The 13,213-nt window shown below is 61.4% G+C and carries 9 protein-coding genes; 2 read left to right on the top strand and 7 right to left on the bottom strand.

The genetic code is table 11. The features are described 5' to 3' along the window. Positions 1 to 20: 20 nt before the first annotated feature. From AC1DUP_RS00700 to AC1DUP_RS00670, 7 genes are all read right to left on the bottom strand, one after another. Positions 21 to 845: an urease accessory protein UreD gene (locus AC1DUP_RS00700; protein WP_477831827.1), complete on the bottom strand. Its 825-nt coding sequence runs from the start codon at positions 843 to 845 to the stop codon at positions 21 to 23. 175 nt (positions 846 to 1,020) lie between these two features. Then, positions 1,021 to 1,716 (bottom strand): urea ABC transporter ATP-binding subunit UrtE, encoded by a 696-nt coding sequence (gene urtE, locus AC1DUP_RS00695; protein ID WP_113311271.1) that lies wholly within the window; start codon positions 1,714 to 1,716, stop codon positions 1,021 to 1,023. Between the two features lies 1 nt (position 1,717). Beyond that, positions 1,718 to 2,473, bottom strand: coding sequence for an urea ABC transporter ATP-binding protein UrtD (gene urtD / locus AC1DUP_RS00690; RefSeq protein ID WP_113311270.1), 756 nt, complete (start codon positions 2,471 to 2,473; stop codon positions 1,718 to 1,720). A 4-nt stretch (positions 2,474 to 2,477) separates the two neighbouring features. Further along, the gene (gene urtC / locus AC1DUP_RS00685) at positions 2,478 to 3,641 is read right to left on the bottom strand and encodes an urea ABC transporter permease subunit UrtC (protein WP_113311269.1); all 1,164 of its coding nucleotides are present in this window, start codon (positions 3,639 to 3,641) and stop codon (positions 2,478 to 2,480) included. Further along, entirely contained in the window at positions 3,638 to 5,257 is a 1,620-nt protein-coding gene (gene urtB / locus AC1DUP_RS00680; RefSeq protein WP_477831826.1) for an urea ABC transporter permease subunit UrtB, read from the bottom strand. Before urtB ends, urtC begins: the two co-directional genes overlap by 4 nt. A 104-nt stretch (positions 5,258 to 5,361) precedes the next feature. Continuing rightward, entirely contained in the window at positions 5,362 to 6,654 is a 1,293-nt protein-coding gene (gene urtA, locus AC1DUP_RS00675) for an urea ABC transporter substrate-binding protein (protein ID WP_113299768.1), read from the bottom strand. A gap of 182 nt (positions 6,655 to 6,836) precedes the next feature. After that, positions 6,837 to 8,741, bottom strand: a complete 1,905-nt coding sequence (locus tag AC1DUP_RS00670) for an acid phosphatase (RefSeq protein ID WP_477831825.1) — start codon at positions 8,739 to 8,741, stop codon at positions 6,837 to 6,839. 180 nt (positions 8,742 to 8,921) lie between these two features. On the opposite strand from AC1DUP_RS00670, the gene AC1DUP_RS00665 reads away from it, so the two are divergent. After that, on the top strand, positions 8,922 to 12,305 hold the full coding sequence (locus AC1DUP_RS00665; protein WP_477831824.1) for a hybrid sensor histidine kinase/response regulator: 3,384 nt from the start codon (positions 8,922 to 8,924) through the stop codon (positions 12,303 to 12,305). Next, positions 12,298 to 13,209 (top strand): response regulator transcription factor, encoded by a 912-nt coding sequence (locus tag AC1DUP_RS00660; RefSeq protein ID WP_113299771.1) that lies wholly within the window; start codon positions 12,298 to 12,300, stop codon positions 13,207 to 13,209. The genes AC1DUP_RS00665 and AC1DUP_RS00660 overlap by 8 nt, the downstream gene beginning before the upstream one ends. The last annotated feature ends 4 nt before the right edge of the window (positions 13,210 to 13,213 follow it).

Below are 13,213 nucleotides of genomic sequence, written 5' to 3'. Positions count from 1 at the left end.
CGTCTACCTGCTTGTTGAACTTATAGATTCCAGACTTTCGGCACAGGCGCTCCGTTGCGCAAGGCGGAAATGACCGGGATCAGGATTTTTCTGAGCGCGAAGCCATCAGCTGCGGCAAGGCGCACGACGATCTTGTCGCTCCACGCACTCGCGCCACCCATATGCCCATCGACCAGCGGCCGCACCTTGGAAAGATAGGCTTCCGACATCGGCCCGGCATAAAGAACCGTCGCAAAGGCCACCTGTCCGCCGAGCACTGCCTGCTCTGCCGCAAGCAGCGCCACGGCATCGGAGAGGCGCAGTTCCTCGGCATGGATCAGCCGGCCGGACCGGCGGATGCGCCAGCGATCGCGAAACAGGCCCGTCTCCATCGTCTCGCCCATCGCCTTGCGCCCGAGCAGAATGGCCTCGACGGCCAGAAACTCGGCGCTGTCGTCGAGATCGACATCTAGACGGCGAAACAATGATGCACGGTCGAAGAGAATGGTTTCCTGCGGCAGCCAGTCGACGCGGGCGCCCGGCCCGACCTGGATCTGCGTCGTCATCTCGGCCGTACCGGTCGACGCCTTGTAGATCTTCTCGCAGGCTTGCGTTGTGACATCGATGCGCGTGCCCGCCCCGGCCGATACGCTCCAGTTCATGCGGTCGCCACCGGTCAATCCGCCGGCCGTATTGATGATGACAGCCTCCATCGACGCATTGAACGTATCCGGCAAGCGAATCTTCGCCGCGCCTTCCTGATAGAGCTCGTGGATCCGCGTGCGCCCGCCTTGCACCTTGGCAGCGAGATGCCCGCGTCCTTCCGCTCTCTGCAGTCTTGTCGTGCCCGCCGCCGCGCCTGTCATGCCACCCCCGTACAGATGCCGTTCTGTCTGGCACTTTGCGTTGAATGTGTCTGGTGACTGCAGGAAAGCAAGTCCCGTGCCGCATTCCGAAAGCCCGTGCCCCACGGACGATCCGGATGGCGCGAAAGGCATTTGCCGCAAAATGCGGCATCTGCCAGCGCGATCACCAGAAAGATCACACAGTCAGATGGCGGCGCGCTTCCGACGTGTCCAAAGTTTCGGCAAGACCTTCGTGCACGATCTCGCCGCGGTCCATGATGTAGACATAGTCGGCAAGCTCGCGGCAGAAATCGAGATATTGCTCGACCAGCAGGATCGCCATGCCGGTGGAATCGCGCAAATAGCGTATCGCTCGGCCGATATCCTTGATGATCGACGGCTGGATGCCCTCGGTCGGCTCGTCGAGCACCAGGATCTTCGGACGCGTGACCATGGCGCGGCCGATCGCCAGCTGCTGCTGCTGCCCGCCCGAGAGATCGCCGCCGCGACGCGACAACATCGACTTCAGCACCGGGAAGAGACTGAAGATATCATCAGGGATATTGCGGTCGCGGCGGCCAAGCGGAGCAAAGCCGGTTTCGAGGTTTTCCTTGACGGTCAAAAGAGGGAAGATTTCGCGCCCCTGTGGCACATAGCCGATGCCCTGTTTGGCGCGGGCAAAGGGCGGCAACCCGTTCAACTTCGCATCGTTAAAGGTAATCGTGCCGGCCGAAAGGGGATGCTGGCCCGTAACGGCGCGCAGAAGAGAACTCTTCCCCACGCCGTTACGCCCCAGCACGCAGGTAATCTTTCCCATCTCCGCCTTGACGGAGATGCCGCGTAGCGCCTGCGCTGCGCCATAATGAAGATTTGCGTTTTCGACTGTCAGCATCTTAGCGCCCCAGGTAGTTCTCGATCACCTTCGGATCGGAGCTCACAAAATCGATCGAGCCTTCCGCCAGCACCGAGCCTTCAGCAAGACAGGTCACCTTCACACCGAGATCGCGAATGAAACCCATGTCATGCTCGACCACGACGACCGACCGAGTCTTGGCGATGTCCTTGAGGAGAATGGCCGTTTCCGCCGTTTCCGCATCGGTCATACCGGCCACCGGTTCATCGACCAGCAACAGCTTCGGCTCCTGCGCCAGCAGCATGCCGATCTCCAGCCACTGCTTCTGGCCATGCGACAGGTTGGCCGCAAATTCGTCGCGCCGATGCGTCAGCCGTACCGTCTCCAGGATCTCCTCGATGCGCGCCTTGTCCTCACCGGACAGCCGATAGAACAGCGTCGAGAACACCGTGCGACGGCGGTTCAACGCAAGCTCCAGATTGTCCCAGACCGTGTGGCTCTCGAAGACTGTCGGCTTCTGAAACTTCCGGCCGATGCCGAGCTGAGCGATATCGGCCTCGTCCTTCTTGGTGAGGTCGATATTGCCGTTGAAGAACACCTCGCCCTCATCGGGCCGGGTCTTGCCGGTGATGATATCCATCATCGTCGTCTTGCCGGCACCGTTCGGGCCGATGATGGCCCTGAGTTCGCCGGGCTCGATGACGATCGATAGCGAGTTCAAAGCCTTGAATCCGTCGAAGGAGACCGACACGCCATTGAGATAGAGTACGCTGTTGGGTTTGACGTCGGGGATCATGGGTCTACTCCGCAGCCTGGATTTTCGCGTCGACACCTTCTTCGGCCACCACCGGCGGCACGTCATTTGAAACCGGCTTCCGCTTGCCGACATGCTGGGCGATCGTGCCGACAATGCCCTTCGGCAGGAGCAGCGTGACGAGCACGAAGAGACCGCCGAGCGCAAAGAGCCAGTAATCGGGGAAGAGGCCGGTAAAGATCGTCTTGCCGCCGTTGACGAGGATGGCACCGATGATCGGCCCGATCAGCGTTGCGCGCCCGCCGACAGCCGTCCAGATGACGACTTCGATGGAGTTGGCCGGCGCGAATTCACCGGGATTGATGATGCCGACCTGCGGCACGTAGAGCGCTCCGGCAATGCCTGCCATCATCGCCGAGACGACGAAGGTGAAGAGTTTGAAATGCTCGACGCGGTAGCCGAGGAAGCGCGTGCGGCTTTCCGCATCGCGCACGCCGACCAGCACCTTGCCGAATTTCGAGCGGACGATGGCCGAGGCAATCATCAGCGACAGAGCAAGGAAGATCGCCGTGGCTGCAAAGAGCGTGGCACGCGTACTGTCCGCCTGCACGTTGAAACCGAGGATCTCCTTGAAATCGGTCATGCCGTTATTGCCGCCGAAGCCCATGTCGTTGCGGAAGAAGGCAAGCAACAGCGCATAGGTCATCGCCTGCGTGATGATCGACAGATAGACGCCGTTGACTCTGCTGCGGAAGGCGAACCAGCCGAAGACGAAGGCGAGCAGTCCGGGCACGAGCAGCACCATCAGCGCCGCAAACCAGAACTGGTCGAAGCCGTACCAGAACCAGGGCAGTTCCTTCCAGTTCAGGAAGACCATGAAATCAGGCAGGATGGGGTCGCCATAAACGCCGCGCGGCCCGATCTGCCGCATGAGATACATGCCCATCGCATAACCACCGAGCGCGAAGAACGCGCCATGGCCAAGCGAGAGAATACCGCAGAAGCCCCAGACGAGATCGAGCGCCAGCGCCAGCAGCGCATAGGTCAGGTATTTGCCGAACAGCGCCATGATGTAGGTCGGCACATGCAGCGGGTTGTCCGCTGCGGTGGCTAGATTGAGCACCGGCACCAGAACCGCCACTGCCAGCAGGATGGCGATGGCAATCGAGATCCGGCGATCGAGAGACCGGAGAAGGAAGGCCGTAATCATGCTTCCACCGCCCTTCCTTTGAGTGCGAAGAGCCCGCGCGGACGCTTCTGGATGAAGAGAATGATGAGGACAAGCACCAGGATCTTGCCGAGCACGGCGCCGGCAAAGGGCTCGAGGAACTTGTTGACGACGCCGAGCGACAGGGCGCCGACCAGCGTGCCCCAGAGATTGCCGACACCGCCGAAGACCACGACCATGAAACTGTCGATGATGTAACTCTGGCCGAGGTTCGGCGAGACGTTATCGATCTGCGAGAGCGCCACACCCGCCATGCCGGCAATGCCGGAGCCGAGCGCGAAGGTAAAGGCGTCGACCCAGCCGGTGCGGATACCCATGGACGAGGCCATGCGCCGGTTCTGGGTGACAGCGCGCATCTGCAGGCCGAATGCGGAGCGTTTCAGGAGCATCAGCAGCGCCACGAAGACGGCCATGGAAAAGACGATGATCCAGAGTCGGTTCCAGGTGATCGCCAGGCCGCCGAACTCGAAAGCGCCCGACATCCAGCTCGGATTGCGCACTTCGCGATTGGTCGGACCGAAGATCGTACGCACCGCCTGCTGCAGGATCAGCGAGACACCCCAGGTGGCCAGCAGCGTTTCCAGCGGCCGGCCGTAGAGATAGCGGATCACGGATCGTTCGATGATAAGGCCGACGAAACCTGTGAAGACAAAGGCGGCAGGCACGGCAAAGGCCAGCGAATAATCCGCCATGCCGGGAAAGGCCGAGGTGATGTATTCCTGCACGACATAGGTCGTGTAGGCGCCGATCATCACCATCTCGCCATGCGCCATGTTGATGACGCCCATGACGCCGAAGGTGATGGCAAGGCCGATTGCAGCAAGCAGCAGCACTGAGCCGAGCGACAGGCCGTACCAGACGTTCTGGACGATATTCCACAGAGCCAAGCTGCGATCGATGGTGCTGATATGCGCCTGAATGGCAGGTTTCAGGTCGTCTGGAGCCGTCGCCAGCGCCGCGGTCAGAATGGTCAGCGCATCGCGGCCGCCGCGGGCTGCGACAGTATCGATGGCCGCCTTCTTCTCATCGGCGCTCACATCGCTCTTCAGCACCATCACGGCGCGGGCCGCTTCCATGGTGCTCTTGATCTCGGCGTCCTTTTCATCCGCCAATGCGGAGTTCAGCAGATCGAGATTGGCTGGATCGGCATCTTTCAGAAGGCCCTGGGCAGCCGCAAAGCGAGCGCCGCGATCGGGGCTCAGCAACGTCAGCTGGCTCATCTGGGTGGCAATGAGCGTGCGCACCGAATTGTTGACCCTGACCTTCGACATCGTGTCGGGATCGATGTCGGCCACAGCCGCGCCGGTGAGTGGATCGGAATAGGTCGGCTCGTCATCAGTGCCGCCCTGCAGGAGCACGGGACCGCCCTCGTCCGAATTGACGTAAAGCAGGCCGTCGCTCAGCTGCTGCAATATCTGGCTGACATGCGCATCCTTGGAAGCGACGAGCGCCTTGATGGCCGCTTCACGCTCCGGAAAACCTCCAACGCCAAGCGCATCGACAAGGGCGTGGACATCATCCTGGGCCTTCAGACCGGCCGTTAGCCCCGTGAGTGTCAGGCAAACAGTCAAAAGAAAGATCTTGATGGCGCGATACATCGGCTTTCCCGCCTAAATTATCCTAGCAACCGCTGGGGACAGAGCTTCCGCCCGGATTTGAAATCCGGACGGAAGTCTTGGAGGCTCGTGTCGGAGCGGCTAACTCAGGAACCCTTGCCGCCGCACTTGCCAGTGGCAACGTTGAAGTTGCCGCAGTTCATAGGCTTGCGCCAATCGGAGATCAGATCCTTGGAGTCCGGCAGGAAGTCGGACCATTCGTCGCCGACGACCGCGGGGGTCTGCTGGACGATTTCGAACTGGCCGTCGGCCTGAATTTCACCGATCAGCACCGGCTTGGTGATGTGGTGGTTCGGCATGACGGTCGCAGTGCCACCGGAGAGGTTCGGAACGGATACGCCGATAATGTGGTCGAGTACGGCATCCGTATCGGTCGTGCCGGCAGCCTGAACGGCCTTAACCCAGGCGTTGAAGCCGATATAGGCAGCTTCCATCGGGTCGTTGGTCACGCGCTTGTCGTTCTTGGTATAGGCGTGCCATTCCTTGATGAACTTCTTGTTGATCGGCGTATCGACCGATTCAAAGTAGTTCCACGCCGCCAGGTGGCCGACGAGCGGCTTGGTGTCGAGACCAGCAAGCTCTTCTTCGCCGACCGAGAAGGCGACGACCGGAATGTCGGTCGCCTTGACGCCCTGGTTGCCGAGTTCCTTGTAGAAGGGAACGTTGGCGTCACCATTGATGGTGGAAACGACGGCGGTCTTCTTGCCGGCTGCACCGAATTCCTTGATCTTCGAGACTTCCGTCTGCCAGTCGGAGAAGCCGAATGGCGTGTAGTTGATCAGGATGTCTTCCTTCGGAATGCCCTTGGATTCGAGATAGGCTTCGAGGATCTTGTTGGTCGTGCGCGGATAGACATAGTCGGTGCCTTCGAGCACGAAGCGCTTAACGCCTTCATTCTTCATCAGGTAGTCGACCGCAGGGATCGCCTGCTGGTTCGGCGCGGCACCGGTGTAGAAGATGTTGCGCGAGGATTCTTCACCTTCGTACTGAACCGGGTAGAAAAGCAGCGAGTTCAGCTCTTCGAAGACGGGCAGCACCGACTTGCGTGAAGAGGAGGTCCAGCAACCGAAAACGGCCGCAACCTTGTCCTTCTCGATCAGCTCGCGCGCCTTTTCCGCAAAGAGCGGCCAATCGGAAGCCGGATCGACGACGACGGCCTCAAGCTTCTTGCCGAGAAGGCCGCCCTTCTTGTTCTGCTCATCGATGAGCATCAGCATGGCGTCTTTCAGCGTGGTTTCGGAAATCGCCATCGTGCCGGAAAGCGAGTGCAGCACGCCGACCTTGATCGTATCGTCGGCGGCAATCGCACCGTGGAAGGCAGCCGATGCCGCCATGACGGCGCCAAGTGCTGCGCCCCTAAGGGTGGATTTGAGATTCATATGGTTGATCCCCTCTTCTTGTTCCGCAACAGGCCGGAAACGGAAATTAACTGTTGCCGAGAGGACTATCGGGTGCTGCAGCGCAAAAACACATACGCAAAATGACGTAGGCGGCAGGGGCAAACGGGCAGGCAAGGACAAGACAGGGCATCCCGCGGAGGGCATGCCCTGTCGGTTTGATATTATCCGCCGATCGTCAAGGTGACCGATGTCGGGCCGTAGGAAAGGGTCGCCTTGTGGCCGGAGAGGGTGAACTTGTCGAAGATGCCGGTGACGGCTCCCGCCTTCAGGATCTCGATCTTCGTTCCGGCCGCCGGGGCGTAGCCCGAGGCAAGTGTCACGTCGAGAGTGCCGGCGAGCGCCGCCTTGCCCGCGATGACCACCGTGCCTGCCCCGTCAGCACCGAGCGTCGGCTTCGCCGTGGCATTGGCGAACTGCTGGTATTCGCCGCCTACGATCAAGGGCTTGTCTGCTGCCAGAACGAGAGAACCGCCATTCACGGACAGTCCGCCGGTGCCGAAGGCCGAGGGCGAGCCTGCCACCAGCACGCCTTCCTCCAGCACCGTGCCGCCAGCATAGCTGTTGGCGCCTGATAGCCCGAGGATGCCGCTGCCGCCCTTCACCAGCCTGCCCTTGCCGCCGATGTCGTTGCGCCAGGTGTCGATCGCGTTGAAGCCGCCCCTTGCCGCATCCATCCTCACGGTCACATCCTGTTCGAAGGCGCCGTAGCCATCGGCGGCGGCAAACAGGTTGAGGCGACCGTAACCTTCCGCGTCATCGAGGAGCGGGTAGCCGGAGGCAACCTCCGTCGTCTTCAGCACGTCGCGGCGCTGTTCACCGTCGAGATAAGGCAGACGTGTTTCGAGAAGCGCTTCGGCGCCCTGCGGCACGCGGGCCGCCCGATCGGTCGCATGGATCGACGGCAGGCCGTAGCTCAGGCGTTGAAGCACATAAGCTCGGTTGGCATCATGATCGGCGAAACGGTCTGCGGCCAGCGGCGCTGCATGAGCCACGACTTCGAGCGCGCCCGCATCCGCAACGCCTGATTTGGCAATGAGCCATGCCTGCGCCTGGGCGTAAGCATCGCTCTTCAACGCGGCATTGTCGGCCTTGTTCAGATTATAGACGACGGTGGCGGTGCCGAGCATGCGGCCGCCCATCACGTCGAGCGGAGAATGCATGCCGGCAAGGATGCGGTCTTCACCCAGTTCGCTGGCGCGCGTGAGCATTTCCTGAAAACGCTGCGGTACTAGATAGGCCATGGCAAGCGCATCCCGCCAGGCTTCCGCCGTGTGTCCGCTCGGGAAACCGCCGTCTTCGGCCGGTTTACCGCTCTTGGCGGTCTCGAGCGCCGGGACAACCGACACGTCCTGGCTCCAGCGGTAGGGTCGGCCATATTTGAAATAACGCTTGGCGGGCTCAGTCGAGCCGTCACCGCTCGCGGCACTGATGAAGTCGATGGCAAGGCCCATGTCCGGATTGGCGTCGGTCTTGTTTTCGGTGTCCGGCTTGCTGCCGGCGCCGCGATTATTGCCCTTGTCGTCGTATTTGACCGTCGTCGCATCGGCCGCGACTTCGGTGATCGTGGTGGTCTGCTTGGAGCCCGCTTTCCAGGCATCCGTCAGCGGACCGAGGCCGTCGACGATGCTGGCATTCTTGCCCCGCCGATCGTCGAGATAGGCGGCAACCGCCTGAGCGTCCGTCCGCGCCCGCGTCGCTTTGACGACATAGGCGATGTTCGCATCGTGGACGAGCTTGTTGACGACCTGGCCGTCCGTCTTGCTGAAGGGAATGCCGTCCCAATCCGTCTTGGCAACAGCAGGGCAATTATCCTTGGCCGGAGCCTCTACGCCGGCATCGACGAACGACGTGCGCGGTGTCCAGATTTCGAGGAAGCCTGAGAGAAGATGGACGGCGGCATTGGCGTCTGCCGTCGAGAAGCAGGCGTCGCCCCGCTTGTTGGTGTTTCCGGCCTCCACATAGGGCGCTTTCGCCGTCGTGGCCTGCTCGGCGGCGGCAAGCGATGGCACGATCGAAAGAAGGCAGACGAGAGCGGTGCTCAGACGGCAAAGGCTTAAGACAGACATGGGCGACACCCGAAATCGTTGAACGAACGGCAGGAGAGTTAGAGCCCTTATGTGACGGACCGGTTTCAAAAATATTGCCGTTCTGTGAATCTGCCAGGGCTCCGCCTCTTGCCTTTCCCGCCCGTCCCGCCAAAAGTGGCATGGAGACGATGAGCCCAACCAGGATGCCGGAAAGAGGGCATGACAGCGCGCCAACGCATCATTCCGGTGAGACGCGAATATAATCGCTGGGTCGCCAACCAGACGCTGGAAGACTACGCGCTGCGCTTCACGGCCAAGAGCGCCCGGCGCTTCTCCTCCCAGCGCATCTCGCAGACGGCGATCGGCGCAATCTCCTTCCTGGCGCTGGAAGCGATCGGCGGCGCCATCACACTGTCCTACGGCACGACCAATGCCTTCTTCGCCATCGTCGTCGCCTCCATCGCCATGCTGGCAATCGGCCTGCCGATCAGCCGCTACGCGATCCGCCACGGCGTCGACATCGACCTGCTGACACGCGGCGCCGGCTTCGGTTACATCGGCTCCACAATCACTTCGCTGATCTATGCAAGCTTCACCTTCATGCTGTTTGCGATCGAGGCCTCGATCATGTCCGGCGCGCTGGAGCTGACGCTCGGCATACCCTTGTGGATCGGCTACATCATCAGCGCCGTCATGGTGATCCCGCTCGTCACCCATGGGGTGCGGCTCATCAGCAAGTTCCAGCTGATGACCCAGCCTTTCTGGATCATCCTGAACATCCTGCCCTTCATTTTCATCGCCTTCCTGGACTGGGGCCAATTCGATGTCTGGCGCGCCTTTGCCGGCATCCGCCACGCCTCCGGCCCGCCCGGCACGGTCGCAGATTTCAACCTCGTCGAATTCGGCACCGCCTCTGCCGTCATCCTGGCGCTCATGTCGCAGATCGGCGAACAGGCGGACTTCCTGCGCTTCCTGCCGCCCGACCCACAGCGCAAGTGGCGCCACCGCCTCGCCATTTTCCTCGCCGGCCCCGGCTGGGTCGTCATCGGTGCGCCGAAGCTGCTTGCCGGTTCCTTCCTGGTCGTTTTGACCTTTACCTCGGGCGTGCCGCTCGACCGCGCCGCCGACCCGGCACAGATGTATCTGACCGCCTTCGGCTACATGATCCCCTGGCACAATGCCGCCCTACTGCTGATGGCTGCCTTCGTGGTCGTCTCGCAGCTGAAGATCAATGTGATGAATGCCTATGCCGGTTCGCTCGCCTGGTCGAACTTCTTCTCACGGCTAACCCACAGCCACCCTGGCCGGGTCATCTGGCTGGTCTTCAACGTGGCAATCGCGCTGTTGTTGATGGAACTCGGCATCTACAGGTTGCTCGAAGAAACGCTCGGCATCTTCTCGATCATCGCCATGGCATGGCTTTGCACGATCTCGGCCGACCTCTTCATCAACAAGCCGCTCGGCCTTGCCCCTCCCGGCATCGAGTTCAAGCGCGCCCATCTTTACGACATCAATCCGGTCGGCCTCGGCGCCATGACGCTGTCTGCCGGCATCGCGCTGGTTGCCCATTTCGGCCTCTTCGGCTCGGTCGCGGCCTCGCTTGCACCTTACATCACACTCGTCATCGCGCTGATCGCCTCGCCCGCCATCGCCTGGGCAACCAAAGGCAAATTCTATCTCGCCCGCAAGCCGCGGCACGCCTGGAAGAACCTGACTGCTATCACCTGCTCCGTCTGCGAACATCCCTTTGAACCGGAAGACATGGCCTGGTGCCCGGCCTATGCCGCGCCGATCTGCTCGCTCTGCTGCTCGCTCGACAGCCGGTGCCACGACATGTGCAAGCCGAACGCGCGTTTGAACGCACAGGTCGGCGCCGTCGCAAAGACCCTGCTGCCGGCAAACATCGTCCAGAAACTGACGACCCGCCTCGGCCGCTATGGCATCGCGGTGGCGCTTGCATTGACGGCCGTGGGCGCAATCCTTGCGATGATCGCGCATCAGGTCGCCTCGGCCTCACCGGAGACCGCCGAAGTCGTCAACCGCACAATTCTGATCGTCTTCTTCGTCTTTTCGGTCATCGCCGGCATCGCCTGCTGGTTCTATGTGCTCGCACATGACAGCCGCGTCGTTGCCGAAGAAGAATCGTCTCGCCAGAACACGCTGCTTCTCAAAGAGATCGCTGCTCACAAAAAGACCGATGCCGCCCTCCAGAGCGCCAAGGAAACGGCCGAGGCCGCCAACCGCGCCAAGAGCCGCTATGTCGTGGGTCTCAGCCACGAACTGCGCACGCCGCTGAATGCCGTCCTCGGTTATGCCCAGATCCTCGAACGTGATGAGACGATCCCTGCGCCGCGCCACTCTTCCATCAAGGTGATCCGCCGCAGCGCCGAGCATCTTTCCGGCCTCATCGATGGCCTTCTGGATATCTCGAAGATCGAGGCCGGCCGCCTGCAGGTCTATTCGAACGAGATCAATATCCAGGACTTCCTCGACCAGATCGTCGACATGTTCCGGCCGCAGGCGCAGGCAAAGGGCCTGTCCTTCATTCATGAGCGCTCGCAGGCCCTGTCGCAATTCGTGCGCACCGACGAGAAGCGGCTGCGCCAGATCCTCGTAAATCTCCTCTCCAACGCCATCAAATTCACTGACGAAGGCAGCGTCACCTTCGATGTCGCCTATCGCAGCCAGGTCGCGACCTTCACCGTCTCCGACACCGGTCGTGGCATCGCCGAGAAGGACCTGACGCGTATTTACGAGCCCTTCCAGCGTGGAGAGGCGGAAAGCGTGCGGCCCATGCCAGGCCTCGGGCTTGGCCTCACTATCACCCGCCTTCTGACCAACACGCTCGGCGGCGAAATCTCCGTCACCAGCGAGAAAGACAAGGGCTCCACCTTCCGCGTCCGCCTCATGCTGTCGGCAGTGATGCGTCCCGCAGCACCGCCGCAGGAGAAAAAGATCGTCAGCTATGACGGTCCGCGCCGCACCATCGTCGTTGTCGACGACAATGAGGATCATCGCGAGATGATGCGCGAAATCCTGGTCCCCCTCGATTTCATCGTGCTGACTGCGGCGACCGGCCCGGATTGCCTGACGCTGGTTGAAGGCATCGAGCCGGATCTGTTTCTTGTCGATATCTCCATGCCCGGCATGAATGGCTGGCAGCTAGTCTCCCGGCTGCGCGAGACTGGACGCACTGCACCGATCCTGATGCTGTCAGCCAATATCGGTGATGCCGCCGCACACAGCGACAGCGATGACAGCCACAATGATGCGATCGGCAAACCTGTTGATATCAAGCAACTGCGTGACAAGCTGGCTCTGCATCTCGGCCTGAAATGGCTTTATGCCGACGATCAGGCGCCGGCGCCGGTGATCGCCCCCATGCCGCTGAAGAGTCCGGGTGCCGCGCATGTGCATGAACTGCTTCGCCTCGGCGAGATCGGCTATATCAGAGGCATAGAAGCCAAGCTCGCCGACCTTGCCAAAGTAGAGGCAAATCAGCCATTCACAGAGAAACTCCATTCCTATGTCGCCGCCTTCGATCTCGCCGGCTTCATGGATTTCCTGCACAAATTCGAAGAAAAAGGTGAAACCGTTGGCTGAGCTTCCCCGCGACATCGTTCTGCTGGTCGATGATTCGCCGGAGGCTCTCGGCTTCCTGACCGATGCGCTGGAACAGTCGGGCTTTTCCGTGCTGATCGCCACATCGGGCGCAGCCGCGCTCAACATCGTCGAGCGCATCACGCCCGATCTCATCCTGCTCGATGCGGTCATGCCCTTGATGGACGGCTTCGAGACTTGCCGCCGGCTGAAGGCCAATGCCGCAGTCGCCCAGGTGCCTGTTATCTTCATGACCGGGCTGACCGAAACCGAGCATGTCGTGCATGCTCTGGAATCAGGCGGGGTCGACTATTTGTCGAAGCCGATCAACATCGACGAATTGCGCGCCCGCATCCGCGTTCATCTGCGCAATGCCCGCTCGGCACAGAGCGCGCGCGTGGCGCTCGATGCTGCCGGCCGCCATCTGCTCGCGGTGAAGGGCAATGGCGCAATCCACTGGTCCACGCCGCAGGCAACCCGCCTCGTCAACGCCGCCATGGGCAGCGATGACGGCATGGAAGTCGTCTCCCGCACGATCGGCAACTGGATGAAAGAGCGCGCCGCTGCCGCCCGCGATGCCCTCATCTCGATCGCACATGCAGGTCAAGCAGCGCTGCAACTCGCCTTCCTTGGCGCCATCGGCCCGGACGAGTATCTGTTCCGCCTGACGGCCGCCAACAAGCGCAACGACGACCAGGTCCTGCGCCAGCACTTCTTGCTGACGCAGCGCGAATCCGAAGTGCTCATGTGGATCGCCAAGGGTAAGGCTAACCGTGATATCGGCGAAATTCTCGGTCTCTCCGCGCGCACGGTGAACAAGCACCTGGAGCAGATCTACGTGAAACTCGGTGTGGAGAACAGAGCATCCGCCGCCGTGAAGGCGGCGCATGTGTTGCATGAAATGTGAGGGA

Source organism: Rhizobium sp. 01L419 (assembly GCF_056400025.1).
The sequence above is the reverse complement of the archived record's forward strand: the minus strand, read 5'-3'. Positions and strand labels throughout refer to the sequence as shown.